This is a genomic window from Vibrio sp. Y2-5 (assembly GCF_014596725.1).
Lineage (GTDB): Bacteria > Pseudomonadota > Gammaproteobacteria > Enterobacterales > Vibrionaceae > Vibrio.
The window spans coordinates 93,154-109,061 of sequence record NZ_JACVEG010000008.1 but is presented as its reverse complement, the minus strand read 5'-3'; the positions used below and the strand labels follow the sequence as shown (position 1 = coordinate 109,061).

Annotated in this window: 18 protein-coding genes; 2 read left to right on the top strand and 16 right to left on the bottom strand. The window is 38.4% G+C overall.

All coding sequences use genetic code 11. The features are described 5' to 3' along the window. Nucleotides 1–167: 167 nt before the first annotated feature. From HUO09_RS17420 to HUO09_RS17385, 8 genes are all read right to left on the bottom strand, one after another. A complete protein-coding gene (locus HUO09_RS17420) occupies nt 168–686 on the bottom strand; it encodes a hypothetical protein (RefSeq protein WP_188234789.1) in 519 nt (172 codons plus the stop codon). Beyond that, nucleotides 686–1,006 (bottom strand): hypothetical protein, encoded by a 321-nt coding sequence (locus HUO09_RS17415; RefSeq protein ID WP_188234788.1) that lies wholly within the window; start codon nt 1,004–1,006, stop codon nt 686–688. Before HUO09_RS17415 ends, HUO09_RS17420 begins: the two co-directional genes overlap by 1 nt. A gap of 653 nt (nt 1,007–1,659) precedes the next feature. After that, nucleotides 1,660–2,283, bottom strand: a complete 624-nt coding sequence (locus tag HUO09_RS17410) for a hypothetical protein (protein WP_188234787.1) — start codon at nt 2,281–2,283, stop codon at nt 1,660–1,662. Nucleotides 2,284–2,324: 41 nt separating this feature from the next. Then, entirely contained in the window at nt 2,325–3,011 is a 687-nt protein-coding gene (locus HUO09_RS17405; protein WP_188234786.1) for a hypothetical protein, read from the bottom strand. 197 nt (nt 3,012–3,208) lie between these two features. Then, nucleotides 3,209–4,441 carry a site-specific integrase gene (locus HUO09_RS17400; protein WP_188234785.1) on the bottom strand — a complete coding sequence of 411 codons (1,233 nt, stop codon included), beginning with the start codon at nt 4,439–4,441 and terminating at the stop codon, nt 3,209–3,211. Nucleotides 4,442–4,675: 234 nt separating this feature from the next. Continuing rightward, nucleotides 4,676–5,035 carry a hypothetical protein gene (locus HUO09_RS17395; RefSeq protein WP_188234784.1) on the bottom strand — a complete coding sequence of 120 codons (360 nt, stop codon included), beginning with the start codon at nt 5,033–5,035 and terminating at the stop codon, nt 4,676–4,678. 848 nt (nt 5,036–5,883) lie between these two features. Further along, on the bottom strand, nt 5,884–6,681 hold the full coding sequence (locus tag HUO09_RS17390; RefSeq protein WP_188234783.1) for a hypothetical protein: 798 nt from the start codon (nt 6,679–6,681) through the stop codon (nt 5,884–5,886). Between the two features lie 168 nt (nt 6,682–6,849). Then, entirely contained in the window at nt 6,850–7,590 is a 741-nt protein-coding gene (locus tag HUO09_RS17385) for a DsbA family protein (protein WP_188234782.1), read from the bottom strand. Nucleotides 7,591–7,809: 219 nt separating this feature from the next. On the opposite strand from HUO09_RS17385, the gene HUO09_RS17380 reads away from it, so the two are divergent. Further along, nucleotides 7,810–8,199, top strand: a complete 390-nt coding sequence (locus HUO09_RS17380; RefSeq protein ID WP_188234781.1) for a hypothetical protein — start codon at nt 7,810–7,812, stop codon at nt 8,197–8,199. 235 nt (nt 8,200–8,434) lie between these two features. Next, the gene (locus HUO09_RS17375; protein WP_188234780.1) at nt 8,435–8,788 is read left to right on the top strand and encodes a hypothetical protein; all 354 of its coding nucleotides are present in this window, start codon (nt 8,435–8,437) and stop codon (nt 8,786–8,788) included. A gap of 63 nt (nt 8,789–8,851) precedes the next feature. Here HUO09_RS17375 and HUO09_RS17370 read toward each other — a convergent pair whose 3' ends face one another. The 8 genes from HUO09_RS17370 to HUO09_RS17335 form a co-directional block, all read right to left on the bottom strand. Beyond that, nucleotides 8,852–9,244 (bottom strand): hypothetical protein, encoded by a 393-nt coding sequence (locus tag HUO09_RS17370; RefSeq protein ID WP_188234779.1) that lies wholly within the window; start codon nt 9,242–9,244, stop codon nt 8,852–8,854. Between the two features lie 74 nt (nt 9,245–9,318). After that, nucleotides 9,319–10,290 (bottom strand): hypothetical protein, encoded by a 972-nt coding sequence (locus HUO09_RS17365; protein ID WP_188234778.1) that lies wholly within the window; start codon nt 10,288–10,290, stop codon nt 9,319–9,321. 268 nt (nt 10,291–10,558) lie between these two features. Next, nucleotides 10,559–10,960 carry a hypothetical protein gene (locus tag HUO09_RS17360; RefSeq protein WP_188234777.1) on the bottom strand — a complete coding sequence of 134 codons (402 nt, stop codon included), beginning with the start codon at nt 10,958–10,960 and terminating at the stop codon, nt 10,559–10,561. Nucleotides 10,961–11,612: 652 nt separating this feature from the next. After that, nucleotides 11,613–12,041: a hypothetical protein gene (locus HUO09_RS17355; RefSeq protein WP_188234776.1), complete on the bottom strand. Its 429-nt coding sequence runs from the start codon at nt 12,039–12,041 to the stop codon at nt 11,613–11,615. Between the two features lie 101 nt (nt 12,042–12,142). Further along, on the bottom strand, nt 12,143–12,847 hold the full coding sequence (locus HUO09_RS17350; protein ID WP_188234775.1) for a hypothetical protein: 705 nt from the start codon (nt 12,845–12,847) through the stop codon (nt 12,143–12,145). Nucleotides 12,848–13,082: 235 nt separating this feature from the next. Further along, the gene (locus tag HUO09_RS17345) at nt 13,083–14,390 is read right to left on the bottom strand and encodes a hypothetical protein (protein WP_188234774.1); all 1,308 of its coding nucleotides are present in this window, start codon (nt 14,388–14,390) and stop codon (nt 13,083–13,085) included. Between the two features lie 347 nt (nt 14,391–14,737). Continuing rightward, nucleotides 14,738–14,947, bottom strand: a complete 210-nt coding sequence (locus tag HUO09_RS17340; protein WP_188234773.1) for a hypothetical protein — start codon at nt 14,945–14,947, stop codon at nt 14,738–14,740. 15 nt (nt 14,948–14,962) lie between these two features. Next, the gene (locus HUO09_RS17335) at nt 14,963–15,271 is read right to left on the bottom strand and encodes a hypothetical protein (protein ID WP_188234772.1); all 309 of its coding nucleotides are present in this window, start codon (nt 15,269–15,271) and stop codon (nt 14,963–14,965) included. Nucleotides 15,272–15,908: the final 637 nt, after the last annotated feature.

Genomic DNA, 15,908 nt, shown 5'->3' with positions numbered 1-15,908 from the left:
ACAAAGTAAAAGGAACATTTTTTGTAAAACTTGCCTGTCATCGGGGTGTTTATAAGCTTGGAGTCTGAGTTGAACACTGACCGAAATTCTTTAAGAGCTTTATAACCTGAAATTAGACCAATCAATATCAAAAAAACACCTATCCATACTACCATCGAACTTCCCCATTAAATAAATGTGTAACCTTCTTCACTTGAAACACCAACATAAAGCTTCTCTTGAGTACGCATAATAGGCAATCCCTTTTGAACAGAACCAACATCACCAACGACTCTATATATGCCTTGTTCTGTCTCAATGGTTGAAATTGTATTAGTAAAGAAGCTACCACGGTCGACGTGTACGTGCAGAACATTTCCTATACTACTACGAAAAGCGGCTTGTCTAAGTTCTAGTTCATATGCCGCGTTAACCGCATTAAAACTCCCATACCACGCACGTTCTTTAAATTTGACAATAACCAATGCAATAGTTATCCATACGACAAAATGAATAAACAAATTGAGGTGGACCTCCGAACTTGCTGTAATACCGAAGTTATCGAAAAGAAAGTTACCAATATAAGGAGTCCAATTAGATATTGGACTATCAAAGTCTCCGAAAGTGAGAAAAACAAAGAAAGCTGAATACGCAATCGCGAACAGTGTTAATGCATAGAATTGCAGAGGTTTTACTGGTTTTGACATTATTGCCACTCACTTTTTAGTTCTGACAAAAGCCCTAAATCCAACCCTAGATTCCAACGACCTTTTTTTTGCTTCCAATAGCAATAAGATAGAAAATCTTCATCGCGTGTTTCTAAGCCAAAATCTGACCAATTAACTAGGTACACATCTTGAGAAAAGCAACCCCATGCGCTCCCTAAAGCTAGTTCGCCCCACTGAGCTAATTCAGGATAATGATATTTAAGCTTGGCAATATCATTTAGAGCTGACTCTGACCATTCACCTTTACTGGTCTCATATCCCTTTTGTACAAAGGTGCTTGCTACAAATTTGAAGCCCATATTTCCCCCTGCTTACGATTTGTAAAGGACATTGCCAAATTGCTTAAGTTCTTCGGGTAACGAATCTAGAATTCGCTCTCTACGCTCTATGATTTGTACATCAGAAACCAGTTCACAAAATTTTGCATCAATTTCTACATGCACATTCTTCTGTAAAATGCTTAATTCTTCCAAAAATGGTTTTGCTTTTTGACTGTACATATACCCTAGCATAACTTAAATTTTGCAGCGGCAACTTTAACTTAACGCCCCATTTTTAGATATTACAGATAACAGTAAAGTTATGATCCATACTGGACCAACCATAACCAACCAATTGTTGTTCCGATTTGTAACTAAGCTAGTGACTACAAACAGTACGACCGACAATGTATTCCAAATGAACCAGCTTATTGCAAATGGATCCGAATACATGGCTTTGCCAGTGTAAAGAAACCCAAGTGCATATATGATCATCATTATTCGTGCTTGGGTTTGCTGTTTGTTATTCATCTGCTTTTCCTCCGCTGATGATTTAACTTCATTTTAAGTTCTGAAGAAATGGTACCTTATTGAGGGTAATACGCTAGGTTATAGATTCAGGAAAAGTCTTCCACGCTCTACTCAATAATTGTAAAGACCACCCGAATTCTAAGGTGGTCTTTTGGTTTGTGTTATAAAGCTAATGCCATCTGCGTGTCATCCGCTTTAATAGCAGCTTCTGCAGCGTGTTTACATTTGCAGAGTATAAAGCTTGAATTGCTTTGGATTATTTCTACATGCCCGAAGTATTGAGTAGCTTCCGAGATTAACATTTCATCAGTATAAGCTACCTGTATCGTCCCACGGCTAGTTTTGACTCCATCTTCAAAAGGTTCACCCTTCATACCTTTCCGGTCGCTCCGGACGGCTACGAACAGAGAACCATTAGAGTCGTCTGTCACTCTAGCAAGCTGATTCCAAACGAAATCTCGACCTTGTCTAGATAAGGTATTCAATACATACATTGCGACGACTGACTTAAAGCTAGAGCCCATAATGTCCCATTTTGCCCAAGTGTAATCGTAGTCAATGCATTGAATCCCTATATTCTCCGTTATGGCCAGAGAATCAACATCGTATTTCCCTTTACCGAAATTTAGTGTGGAGCCTTGGAGCAAATTTCGGTCAAGTAAAGTACGTAGTGGTAAGGAAGGCTTGGCTCGGTAGATAGATGTTTTTGCACTCATAGCAAACTCATGGTGTAAATCTGGAGCTGCAGTGAGCGTTGTCATCTTAGATTGAATAGCATTATTCATAATTGATTTCTCCTTGTTTATTATTGCTTTTCAGCTGAGTTTTACTTGCGTTCTTGTAACTCAAACTCATAAAGGTAGTTGTCACAGTTACATTCGACGACGTTGGTTTCTCCAACAGGAGAGCAGTCGCATTCCAATTCATCAATTAACTGGTCAGCTAATTTGTTCTGAATTTCCCATGCTTGAAGGGTGACGGTTTTAATTTCGCCAGTTCCTGGGTGCTTGAATGAAAAGTCCATAGATTCAGAAGATTTAGCATCTTCGATCTTTGGTATTCCATTAGCATCAAGAAACATTTGCCCATACGTTTCTCCAGCATCTCCAAATATATTGACATCGCCATTGTGGTCGTCGGTAATTCCCGTTATGTAACCAAAATTGATTGCGTTCTTTATTAAGATTGCTACTTGTTCATTAGTAAGTACCTCAATTTTACTTTTCTCCTCATCCTGATAGATTACTGACTCATATCGAGACAAAGAGACTCCCAAATTGCGGTAAAGCTGTTTATAAACATCACTATTTTGGTCAAAGCCCATCGTTAGAAGTAGGTGGCATACGTTATTCAGACCAACTTGACTAATAAGGTTAGCTACACTTGGATTTTCTTTCCAAAAATAACCACCATTTTCAGCCAATATAATCGGATGCGAATTACCAGCTTCTCTTAGTAGTAGGTTTGAATAATCGGATGGAACTTGGTTACGAGGTATGATTTTATCGGTCATGATTGTGACTCCTTAGTTAAAAGCTTTACAGCAGGTTAAGTCTACATAAAGTAGAAGTTCATGATCGATATTAATGGAAACTCGAGTTAGGCGCAATTAGTCTTCAGCCCACCAGCGTACAAACGCAAATGAATTATTTTTTATGTGAACGGTTCGTGGGTTAGTCTGCCCCAATCCTAAAATTCAGACAATGCCGTCTAACCAGTGATGAACTTAGACTGTATTTTGGTATTCAGGGATTCGGCCACACCACGCAAATACCGCGATAGCATTTCTTCGCTTTTCCAATCACCAAGTACCATTAATTCAGCAACACTAAGTTTATGAATAATAAAGCCGTCAATCGCGCCCCCTACCCTACAGCTGTGTGCAGTAAAGACATCTCTGCGCCCGAGTTTCTTAGTTGTGTCTTCACCGTATAGGCGCTTATGACATCGTCCAAAAATTTCAATGGCACCTTTTAGAGACATTGGTTTTTTAGGATCCTTAAACCCTTGAAAATGGGTAAGTTCAGAAAATATAAAGTCTTTATCATTAAGTGGTATACAAAACCTCTCAAGGTATTCACGCAATAAATTAGCAAAGTCACCAGTTACACTTTTGGGCTCTGGGGAATCTGTAGTTTTTGAGCGAACCCGGACTATTTGATAATCTCCCTCAGTATTCATATGCTCTTGTACTTGCCACTTCTTCAATGTACGGATTTCACTGACACGTAGCATAGTGGCATAGCAAAGACTAACAAAGACAAGATCCCGGAAATATTTAGCGTTGGCTCTAGTAGTGATTTGATGTAAAGCTTCCAAATCGCTAATTCGCATAGGTAACGCTTGTAGCTCTCTATCCGTGACATTGTCACTTTCGATAATATCCCTTTTCGCAGCTTTTATGACTGTATTTACTATGAGGTCATGCTTTGCAGGATTCTGGTTAGGGGCAACCCCGAAGATTGTCTCAAATAAAAACGACAACATAGCCTTATGCTGCTTTACGGTGTTAATTTTCTTTCCTTGGCTGATTAATGACTCGAACCAATAGGCAATCGTTCGGGGGTGAGCTGGGTAGCAATATGATTGCTGCTCAACGCAGAAAGAATCAAAAGCTCGCATAGTTGTGTTTAACGAGCTGATGTACGAATGGCTTTTTCCCCCACGTTCGAGTTGAAATTCCTGATATTGCCTTAACCAGTTTTCGTAACCTGAAAAATTTGGATCAATGGAATGTGCAAGTTCTTCCACAGAAACCATTTTTACTTTAAATCGAGGTAAGCGTCCCCGATCCGGATTACTTACCTTTTTCTGATAGCTTTCTACGATCGCTTCACGAAACGCATCCGTCTGCGGGCGTCGAACGATGAGGTTATGTTTCTGACTTTCAATTACTTCATTACGTGACATTGTAACACTTTTAATTTGAAGGTTGTTGGTCATGAATCCTCTCATAAAGCAAAAAACTGTAAATGTTGTTCAATCGCTGGTGGATGACGAAAAAACCACTGACTAGCGTAAATTCCGAGCGCAGAAACTTTAATTAGCTTAGTCTAATAGGATGGTAATACAATTCAGGTTATATTACCATCCTATTAGCTGCTGCTAATATTACGGTAAAAAAAAAGCGGCAAATAGGCCGCTGATGTTTAGTTGTTCGAGTTTAGGAATTTGGCTTCAATACTCTCTGTCGAACTTATGCTTAAGGTAATAACTAAGTACTAAGGACAGAATGCACATGATAGATAGTACTGTAGGCATAGCATCAATATCTTGTCCGTATAAATTTTGCAAAATAGGTTTCGAACCTAAAGCAAGAATGAATGGTATTGCAGGAATCCCCTTCGATAGAGTGAAAGAAGATACAGCAATAAAATAGAGTGCCAGCAACAGCCCCTTCGAACCTAACACGATAGAATCTGTTGCAACGTCAGCATCGATACCAAAAGTTTGAATTAATGTGGATCTAGCACTAAAAAATAGTACTGCTAATAAAGTAAGTACTATTACTGCTATTGTTCGCAAATTGTTTGTCATAAAAGTACTCGTGAATCTAATTACGATTTCGGTGACCCCCGCCACAACCCATCCCACCCGACAACCGATCTGTATTGGTGAGCTCAGTTTTAGTAGCGCAAGAATTTGAAGAACTATTCCAATAATGACTTACGGTATAAGTATAAACATAATATGTACAACTGCTGTCACTATTACGTGTGTTTGATTTTGTGGTATAGCTTGGTTGACTAACGCAGGAATTATACGCTGGACTGTGCGATTTGCTTACTAAGGTTGTTGACGTATTACAATTAGGGCTCGACCAATTATAGGTAGTCCTATAATTGTACGTATAAGCACCGCTGGTGGTTGAAGATGTAGTGCTCCCCTTGGCAACACATGCTAATTTAAGAGAATCCAGATTAGAAACGTTTAAATGAATGTTGTCTATTCGCCGCTTATTATCATCGACTAATGATTCTGTATCTTGGGTGTTACCTACGAGTTCATTCACTTCATTTGAAACTGACGTAACCGTAATTCCGATAGCTTTTACATTACCATCTAGTTTCGGGTATGAATCAGCATAAGCCGAAACAACCGCGCAAGATAATACGACAATCGGTATGTTTCTTAGCAATTTCATATTTAGCCTTTATTAGTGAGAGTTACAAAAATTATACATCGAATCCCACAAAACTTAAGTTTTGTTTTTGAAGTTAAAAGCACCATGTATTCAATCCAATGAATCATCATGCACTCCAAACCAAATATTTTTGTCTTTCCCCGATATATTTCTCATATTTTCAATTCCAGATGCATAGTTATTCATTGTTTATAGTTTTTCTACGGGTCTTAGCAAAACGGCGTAGCCAGTAAAATCGCTGTTAAGGTTGGTCAGAAAACGTAAACCACTCACGCAGAAATTCAAGTTCCTCGCCATCGGTTGGTGGCAAAAGTAATTCTCTGGGGTAGAACAGTTCAAGCTCAGATAGCGTTTTGTCGCCATAGCCATGATAAGCTTTAAAAATATCTAGACCTTCTTGCCAACCAAATGCAACGTGCGTGCAGTTTCCAAAGTAATTAAGCATACGTAGCGTTGATCGTTGATGCGCCTTGACAGATTTGATTGCTTCATTTTCATTTCTAAATTTGTTTAGTGGCTTTTTAAATTCAATATATAAACCGTGATAGCCTTGCCTGGCTATTGAACATTGTGTATCCGGCCAACCAGGTTGCAAGCCTTCACCTAACAGTCGAAATCTTTCTCCTTTTATTCGTTGACCTCCATTTGGTGTTGCACATGTCATGCGATATTCAAGCGGGAACAAATCGATGATCTGACAAAAAAACTGGGTTTGTTCATAGTGTTCAGGATCATTATCTATGAAGTGAGGGTTATCGTGTAATCGGTCTAATTCTTGTCGGTGCGGGTTTCTACTGATCTTCGATTGTGGGTCGGAAATCACTAATTTAAGTTGCTTTGTATCTACCTGTTTATTCGTGGAGGTCAACTTATCGATTTGGGATTGCGTTAACTTTCGAAAGCCGGTTTTACGTTTAAGTTCAGTTGAAGAATCGGAAGTGCTCTTATTTGCCTTGCCCTTATTGGTTGAGGATGTTTTCTTAGCGTATGTTGATTGTGCTAGAAGTTCCAGACGTTGTTCTTTTGATAGTACGGCCATACATGCCCTTATAACTATGGGAATGCAGTGAAGTATTCCCATTGAGTCAATGTTAGATTAAGTAGCCTATGTGTATCACTGGTAAGAAGACCGTCTACTTTGAAGTTGCCAGTTTTAGTTGATCTACCAAAGCTGAACTCCTAGTTTGAAATTGCATGATAGTCAGGATTAAAACAGAGAAGTAATAGGCTCTAGGGTTTCAACCGTGCTAAGTGGTTCCATATTTTTACCAACAAACATAGTCGGGGTACCAGTAACACCTATATTCTGAGCAAGTTGGTGAGTCAATTGGACATGTTCTTCAGCTTCTTGAGCAAACCTGTTCAATTCTTTTATATCGATACCCAAATTGATGATAACTTGGTCCACTTCTTCAATCGTTAATGCCTTTGTAGCTGACATTAAGGTTGTGTGATACTCGTTATAGAGCTTTGAACGGTATTTGTTGATAGCAACACCCATTTTTGCCGCATATGCTGAAGATGGTATGTCTGGGAAAATTGGGAATTCTTTGACTATCACTTTCGCTTCAGGGTCTGTTGCCAGCAATTGCTCAAGGATTTTCTCAGTTTGTCTGCAATACCCGCAGTTATAGTCTAAGAAAGCAACGATCAAATGTTTTCCGTTGGGATTCCCGAGGTGTGGGTCAGATGCATCCTTCCGTAATTCGTTGCTATGAGCACGAGCCTTAATAGCCAGTAGCTCCTTGGCTTCATTACGTTGGTTTTCATCAAATTTTTGTAATGAGCTAATCAGGTCTTGAGGGTTATCCATTATGTATTTTTTAAACTGCTCTGCAGCACTTTTGTTCGATTCTTGTTCGAGTACAGAAACGCGTTTAATCAAGAGTCCATTAGTTATAATGAGGCCGATAAATGCAGCTGTGCTGAACTTTTGAAACTTGTTCATTTGCTTTCCTAACTTAGGTTTATGTTCAGAACTATGTAATAAATTCTATGTTTGTCGAAAATAGCCTAATAAAAATACACTGAAATGAGAGTGCTTCCCACGATTTTTTATGTTAATGACATAGAAGAAGTACAGCTACGATGACAAGCTGTGGTATCATAGAATTTTGTTGCGTTGTGCAATAGACCCGTCGTAAGACTCTTAATCAAGGTGTATATCATGAAAATTCTATTTATAGTTTTCCAATCAATTTCTACAGTATGGCTAATAGCTTCACATGCTTTTGGTATCGTTACTCAAGTTAATGTGTCCAATTCATATAATTTCACGTGTGATTTTACTTGGCTTGTTCTGTCATCAGTATGGTCATATTTAGGTGCGCTTGGTTTTTCGTCCAAGACGAACAGACCATTGTTGTTGGTTTATTTGGTTCCGGCAACGCTCATTTTTATGAGTCACCTACCCATTGATTTCATCATTGATCAAACTGCATACAACTTTTTAGTTAGTGTGTATTTTCCCCCTATCGTCGCGGCAGTACTAACATCTATATGTTGGAGTGCTAAGCAATTGCTCGATGAGGGTGAAACAGTTTTATTTGGTAAATAACGGTAATAATAAGGGGTGCTTTGCACCCCTTTCTTCTAAGTTGCAACTACTGCGTGCTTGGCATTGTATTGGGTATTCAATATGCCGATAATCCAGCACAACTTTCCCTCAAACCTTTCTTCTGTGTTTATGTTGGTGTTTTCTATTGACAGTGATTTGTGTGCATCGCTACTATTCTACTGTTCTTACAATAAAACCCAGCTGAAAAGCGATTAATTAATCAAGGAGTCAATAAATGAGTTTATTTTTAATATCACTCACCATTACCACCGCAATAACCTTCATTTTCGATGCTTGGCAAATGTTCACTGCATCGAGTGATGTTATGTTCGGTGTATCAGCAATAAGCATGCTAATAAGCTATTCAGGTCTATTAACAGAAAACGTTAAGTTGTACTTAAGTGGATATCTGATCCCAGTAGCATTTCTTATATGTGCTTCCTATTTTCATTTGTATGAAATGGAAACTAACGCTTATGCCGCTATAATTAGCGCATACTTCCCAGTTCTGTGCGCCGCCGCAGCCACATTTAGTTACGTGGTTTTGAGTTTGTGTGTTGAGCTTGGAAAATCATTTTTGGTTAAGTGAAATAGCAAAAAGGACGCAATGTGCGTCCTTTTTTATTTCTAATGTTGGTGACATGTCAGTGCGCTAAAATGCTCGAAATCGCAACGCTTTAAGCATGCCTCTGTAGGTTCTGATTAAAACAAAGACTATTGAAATAATCATTATGGGGAATACTGCTTTTGTATCGTTCAACAAAAGCCCAAGGACTTCAAGACCAATGAATGTTGCGCTGGTGGTTATAATTTTCTTTGAATGAGATAACCAGATTGTACCAATCAGTTCTGGCTTAAGGCGATATGCTAAGACTGCGCCGACGAAAGATAATATTCCCGCTGTTAGAGGTCCGGCCAAAACGAGGATATACATGCGGAAAATACTAGTTCTGATTAATTTTTCATTGTACTGATTAAGTACTTCTTCTTGTTCCGCAGTGATTTTTAAATTTTGCTCAACATGAGCGTTTTCAGCATCAAGCATGCCTTGGCCTCATAGTCTAACGGTATAAAAAAACGGGTAAAAGCGTACTGCCTAAACCCGTTTATGTATGTGCTTCAATCATTTTTGACGTCTTTTACAAATTTGTCTAAAACGGTCTGAAGCTTAGTATAATCAATCACAATTTCTTGACCATGAACTTCACTACTATCGATGTATGGATAAAAATCCGCATAGAGTGTTGCCATGCTACCATCGCGATATGATCTTACTTTTACCTTTATTGCCACGATACCATCTTCAGTAGGAAGTATGATTTGATGTGGGAACATAGTGTAACGGCCGTAAAACTCATCCACTTTAATGACATAGTCATGTTCAGATTTGGTCATAGAACCGCTATGGCGTTTTAAGGCCTCATATAGTGCTTCTCTCGGATACGCCGACTCAATTTCGACTGGTGTTGGTGTGTAACGTAGAAAGCGGTTAAGTATGGTGTCAAGCTTAACGAACTTATCCTTATCACTCACGTAGTAATCACCCCAAACATTGCTGCCGGTATCGTGATGAGATTCTGCCTTTTGTATTTGGAACTGATAGCTTTCCCCTACTTTCGTTGCCAATTTTTGGTATTTACCGGAAATAAACGAACGATAGTGATTTGGCGGGTATGTCTTATCTTTGTTATAGAGGCATCGTGTATCTTCATCGATATATTCTCCCTCCAACAAAAAAGGTCCAATACCAGGTTCGTAGTTACAGACCTCTTCTACGAAAGAGAATGTGTCATTTGCAAGTACGAGTTCATTTGAATAACGTTTATGATCAACCATAAACGTCTGAATTGGATACTTACTGTCTCTTACGCGTGTTCTTGTCAGTCCTACATTTGAAGTATTCACTTCCAAAGTTTCTAACAGATTGTTGTTGTGAGGAACAATAACAGTTAGTTTCTGGCCGATCATTTCATCCGCTTTGTGGATTGCTACATCTTCATTAGTAGGACGTTCAAAGGATTGGTCAAGTTGTGCACTTGCACACCCGGTTAGTGCAACTACGATCATTGCTAAAGTTAAAAATACTTTCATGGGTATTACTCCTTAATGGATTGCTTTTCAGCTGATAATGGGGTCTAAGGAATCTGATAAAGATTCTAATAAGCAGAAACTATAAAAAATCGTAACGTGCTTAGTGTTGGGATTGTTTCTGAAGAAACAGAGGAGACGAGATAACGTCCAAATAGACAGGTACATTCTGGTTAGGTATGTACTCGTTTGTAAACTCCTTGTTTAGCAGCCTTTCGGCAACCCGGATAGACCGGAATAACAACTGATAGAATCAGTTATTAAGTTACTTTTAATTTGCAATATTTAAGTTCAGGATCGGGCGTCCATTTTGGAAGATATACCCAAAGAACTCAGACTGAATACAGCTTTCGATATAATAATGGAACTGGGCTCCATCGATAGTTAGATTTATTTGTTCAAGAAACAGAGCGTTGATTAGGGCTTTACTTACACCCATACCTAAAAATTGCACAGCTGTTGGTTGAACTGCAACTAAATCGCAAACCCATTCAAAAAACGACAATTGAACAAGAGACAAGCCATTAATGCTTTTAACGCATTGTCTAGATGCAATAATAGCAGCTTTAGTTTTTTCCATTAATTGAACTGAACATTCGAAACTTGAGCTATGTTCAGTTTTTACGTTAACCACTTGAATTTCCGGGTTATCTAAAAGGATGTTTTTGTACATGAATAACTAACCAGCGATCTATAATGTAGTAATATTTTTTACTGCTTTTTTTTTGAGCTTGAAATTTATCACACGGTTTGTGAAACAGCGAGAGATTTTTCCTACAAACCTAAGCCAAAAGCATGTATGCGAAAATAGGTCAATACCTAAAAGGTTGATATTTAAGAAACTTTTTGAGGATAATTTCTTTCATTCTTTTGAGCAATTACTCAAAAACGTCACTCTTGGTTGAGTGAAATGTGCATGAATTTAAGAAATCTGATATATGGATCACACTTTATCTAGTTTGACATTAGAAATATTTGATATATCAAATGCTTAATTTGTCTGTGTGCGTAGTGAATAACACTGACAACAGTATAGAGGTATTATGTTTGACGAAAACACCGAGATAAAAATCAAAATTGATCACAAGAGTAATTATTACACTGGTAATTTAATCCGGATTTTAATTCTAGTAAAAGTTCAGACAATGTCTGGAAATGATTCTCCTTGATATATCCTTTCGGAATGTCGTTCAAAATATCTTATAAAACAACAATGTTGATACTAGCATTGTGTTACATATTTCATCAAGTGCATTTAGTCATGTAATGTTAAGCCCTTGGTTCATTAGGGCTTACAAAAAAAATGGGCGCAATGCCCATTTTTATTAGTTGTTTATCGCTTTTTTTAGCGATTCCATCATTTGATCTTGCAGTGCTTCGAATTTTGTTGGGTTCGTTCTCATACTGAGTTGAACTTGAGCTTCGACAGCTTTGCAGATAGTTTCCCAATCATTCAAAGTCACTACTATTGAGTCGTTAAATGTTAGGTGAGTGATGGTGAGAGCCTTAAGCTTTTCTTGAACTACTTCGACTTTCAAATCCTTGTTCTGAAACAGAACATGGCGCATTGTATTGTCAAAAAAGTTCTTGAAAGACACGGACTTACTAACTTTAAACAGTTGTTGCTGTATACGTACTTTTGTTACAGTCCAGTGGAATAGGCTGGCTTGTACGTTTGAGCTTGTATCGGTGATTTTTAAAGTACAGTCTTCAAAAGTCACGATTAAAGAAGAATCACTGGTAGAGATTCGCATGGTAGACCCCTTGTTTACAAATAGCCTTTCGGCAGAAATATGGTGCTATGACCATTAATGAACTTTGATAATAGCACCCGATTTGATTTTCTATCAAGTGTTTAGTGTTGGTGTTGGAACTCGTATAGACCTGTCATAAAGTTTTCAATGCTTTCATTGTTAATAACCAAATGATGAACATTTGATACACGACGATTGTTGAAAAATAGGTTCATCGTTTGTACTTCCTGTCCACCTACCAGTTCAGTTCCACTCTTAATTCGAACTTTAATGTCACGGTTGTTAATGGCTACTGAAAACGCTAGCGATTTGCACAACAGTTGCGACAACTCTAAAAGATTGTACTGAGCATAATCGCTATCGGAGACTTCCCGCATATCCATATGTTGGGGCCCCACCTTAACACCAGCCATTAGCATCACTTTCATCATCAATGAATAGAATTCGTAATGGGGACAATCCAAAGTGTCTTTATACGCCAACATCTTCTCAATAATTTCAATGCGTTTACTGTCTTTGTAATCAACACACTGAAAATTCGTATTCAAGACTCTTTGGGCTCGCTCGCTGATGTCTGAACGGTCGAGTATTAGAACCATGTGAGACCGAGTAACTTGGTTATTCGTGACAAATTGTTCCGCATCTAAAACGGTATTAACCATATTCTTTAGCATTAACTCTTTTTCATTGGTGTCACACTTGGCCATTACATTTTGAATGCAGGCATAAATGCCATTCAACATTTTGATCTGTTCGCATTGAGTTTCATGGATGGCATATTCAGAGAAATTTATATAGCTAGTCATGAGTGTAATCCTTAATTCAATTTTCAACAGGTGTCACCGAATTCCACCTATGCTGTAGAACTAATCATGGAATCAAAATGGGTTAATGTCAACATAAGTCATTGTTTTTATTATGTTTTGTAATTGTCGGTTTATTTTGGTGTTATGCCGTAATTACCGAGCAGATTAGGAATGGTCTGTGCGGAATTTACCTGTGATTCCATGGTTAGAAGGTTAGAACGCTCATTTTCTATTTCTATCCACGCTTAAATAGCCATTTTAATTCGGATTTTACGAGAGTTTTAATGTGACTAGAGGTGTTGACGATTGCGTTGGAAATCGAGTCTTCTACGAGTCCTGGGTTTCTCAAGCAAATTACTGAATATTTAATCTGGTTCTGCCCCGTCTCAATTTCTCCGCTTATTAAACTGTGTAAACCGATTATGGCCATGATCACCACGTTGTCTGGGTACCTGGTATAAAGTTTAGAAATCAGGACTATAGTCACTTCAGCATTAATCGTCCCTAGAAGCTGGTGGTTCCTCAAGATAACCGCTAATTCCCCTGCATCTTCGGTCGATACGCACTCAGTCAAATTATGTAAAAATTTGTCAGGCAGGTGGATCCCTGTAGTTAGCAGTATCTTTATAGCTGATACCATTAAGTGACTATTTTCATTTGATACTGGTTCTAACTTGGCAAAACAGGTTTTTAAAACTGTTTGTTTGAATTGACGGTTCTCAGCAAGCTTGTCTGATTTAAACCATGGGCGACTGGTTAATATATAAAAATCGTTAATAGAGACTGTTTTTGCAACACTCAAGCACGTTTCTATGCAGATTAAAGCATCCCATGTCCACTGATTTAGTTGGTTTGGTGGTACAAATTCGTTTGTTCCAATAGAAAATCGATAACTTTTCGGCTGAATCGACCGCTGCCACATACTAGATATTTCTAAAGGTAATTGCTGCAGTTCTTCACGAGTTACCATCCTGGTTTTTAGTTTTTGCCAAGCCTTATGTTTGATTGCAATTTCTGTTGGAGGTAATTGTGGCCGATGATAATTAAGATACGTAGCCAAATCCCGAAAAAGCATTAGTTCGACGTACTGCAGCATAAATATATTGAATTGATTTAATGTTGAGCTGCTATCCAATTCTAGCTTGCAGTTGCCGCCAATAGGTTTAGAAATTCGTTTGAATTGTTCATGAATCGCTTTAATTTCGCCTAAGTCGCAATCTAGGCACGACAAAACTTCGTTAAGCAGTGATGCCGTATAGTTCTTTGGGTAACAAATCAGCTCTGACAATAACAACAAGTATTCATGCTGGTTAGCGGGCAGGAGGAACTTCAGTGCTAACCAGTCATTAAGTTGGTAGCTCATTGTCCCAGCTTGGTAGTCAGTCTGCATACGATAGATATTCTCGTAAGCTTCGAGTAATTTTTTGTCAGCGATAGACAACTCTTCAAACTCATCATCCGACTCGAAGCCCTCAGTGCAGCTCAATCGCTGTAGAAATTCAAACAACGTCGAGGTAAACACCAATTTATTGTCTTTGTTCAATGTTAGCCTCTCTTTTCGTGTTCGGTCGCTACCAGAATCTTTAGTGAAGGTTTGGGTTATTGTTTGGATACGCTGTTAAACCTGGCACATTATTCCTACCATAGGTGTTTATGACATTGTGGTATACCAGACTCGGTAGAATAGAAACGTATCATCGCTACACTTTGTTTCTATGTTTACCAAATTAAAAGAGGGGTCTTTACGGAATTCATCCGCCGCCCACTTGTCTAGTCTTTCTAACGCTTCTTCTTCGGAGCGTTTTGGTAATTTTGCCCAGATAATATGTCTATTTGTGTTCAATCTTTTATCCATAAGTCTACCTACTTAGAGTTTCATTTGGCTTATATCTAATTTGCATTATTGCCGATGTTACTTGATAAAATCATTGCTTCTTGAATCAGGTCAGAGCTTTTGGGAGACATGATTGCAACTTCCTCTGTTCCACAAATGAAGTGAATGCCATCATCTTGGTTTGTGTAGTCAAATGCTACTTCGTATGTATCCATTAATGAGGCAAGCTTAACCAAAAAAGCAGATAACTTATTTTTATCTTCCATTGTTCATGTTTCCTATTAGATTTTTTTAACTGATTTAACATTGTCAGTGTGGACGACGCGATCACCAATTGGTTTGCCAGTGCTACAATCAAACGATAATTTGTCTCCGTATATAACCAGAGACTGAGCATGAGTTGGACTTACGGCAGTAACGGTTTTCTCGGTTCCATCTTGAAGAGTCACAAGGTAATCGGAATATGCGTCTGGATTGATTTGTTTTCCGCAAGCGCCACAGAAATTTGCTGTTCCATTTTTATCCCAATGCTTTCCAGTGGTGCAGTTAATTACCTTCCAAATCCGCATTTTAAAGTAAGTCAAATTCATACGATGTTCCCCATGCTTAGTAAATCCTACTTTTGGTTCTGACAATGTGGTCATAGATCAAGCGATCAATTGACGTCATAGCGATGTACGTCACATTTCCCAGAGCGTTACCTATCCTTTTTAAATCAGACAGCGTAAAAGCGTGTGATTCATTATCTTATTTCTGCCTATATTTTCCACCCTTATTTTTTGATAGGCCTGCACCCTTGCATATATATAGACAGGGATGCAAATCTCTAGTTCAGCTCTCCCCCAGCCTCACCGCACGACTTTTAATATTGTGGATCCACCCCTCTACCTCCTTGATAAGCCCGGGCAATCGAAAAAAAAATCGAAAAAAAAACCGAAAAAAAAATAAAAAGAGACTTCTTCTCACTGTCCACCAACGGAGTGGCCTCGTATGGAGAAGGAGCCGCGTGTCGTAGTTACTTCCTAGCATGTCTATATATATGCGTTTTTTAAGTAACGTCAATTAAATTCCCTTTGAATCTGTTACTAAATACTGGCAATAAAGTGTACCTGTAGCGCTCAACTCATTGTTGCAGTTGTTCGAGTTTTGATTACTTCTAAACCAATACCCAGAGAAGATCTGGATTCTAACTTTTGACCTAAAATCGAATGACCAAGATTAATGACC

Coding starts and splice junctions, on each gene's coding strand:
- HUO09_RS17385 (WP_188234782.1), bottom strand. CDS start 7,590: ATGAACAAGTTTCAAAAGTTCAGCACAGCTGCATTTATCGGCCTCATT.
- HUO09_RS17360 (WP_188234777.1), bottom strand. CDS start 10,960: ATGTACAAAAACATCCTTTTAGATAACCCGGAAATTCAAGTGGTTAAC.
- HUO09_RS17380 (WP_188234781.1), top strand. CDS start 7,810: ATGAAAATTCTATTTATAGTTTTCCAATCAATTTCTACAGTATGGCTA.
- HUO09_RS17405 (WP_188234786.1), bottom strand. CDS start 3,011: ATGACCGATAAAATCATACCTCGTAACCAAGTTCCATCCGATTATTCA.
- HUO09_RS17350 (WP_188234775.1), bottom strand. CDS start 12,847: ATGACTAGCTATATAAATTTCTCTGAATATGCCATCCATGAAACTCAA.
- HUO09_RS17410 (WP_188234787.1), bottom strand. CDS start 2,283: ATGAATAATGCTATTCAATCTAAGATGACAACGCTCACTGCAGCTCCA.
- HUO09_RS17400 (WP_188234785.1), bottom strand. CDS start 4,441: ATGACCAACAACCTTCAAATTAAAAGTGTTACAATGTCACGTAATGAA.
- HUO09_RS17335 (WP_188234772.1), bottom strand. CDS start 15,271: ATGAATTTGACTTACTTTAAAATGCGGATTTGGAAGGTAATTAACTGC.
- HUO09_RS17390 (WP_188234783.1), bottom strand. CDS start 6,681: ATGGCCGTACTATCAAAAGAACAACGTCTGGAACTTCTAGCACAATCA.
- HUO09_RS17395 (WP_188234784.1), bottom strand. CDS start 5,035: ATGACAAACAATTTGCGAACAATAGCAGTAATAGTACTTACTTTATTA.
- HUO09_RS17375 (WP_188234780.1), top strand. CDS start 8,435: ATGAGTTTATTTTTAATATCACTCACCATTACCACCGCAATAACCTTC.
- HUO09_RS17340 (WP_188234773.1), bottom strand. CDS start 14,947: ATGGAAGATAAAAATAAGTTATCTGCTTTTTTGGTTAAGCTTGCCTCA.
- HUO09_RS17420 (WP_188234789.1), bottom strand. CDS start 686: ATGTCAAAACCAGTAAAACCTCTGCAATTCTATGCATTAACACTGTTC.
- HUO09_RS17415 (WP_188234788.1), bottom strand. CDS start 1,006: ATGGGCTTCAAATTTGTAGCAAGCACCTTTGTACAAAAGGGATATGAG.
- HUO09_RS17370 (WP_188234779.1), bottom strand. CDS start 9,244: ATGCTTGATGCTGAAAACGCTCATGTTGAGCAAAATTTAAAAATCACT.
- HUO09_RS17355 (WP_188234776.1), bottom strand. CDS start 12,041: ATGCGAATCTCTACCAGTGATTCTTCTTTAATCGTGACTTTTGAAGAC.
- HUO09_RS17365 (WP_188234778.1), bottom strand. CDS start 10,290: ATGAAAGTATTTTTAACTTTAGCAATGATCGTAGTTGCACTAACCGGG.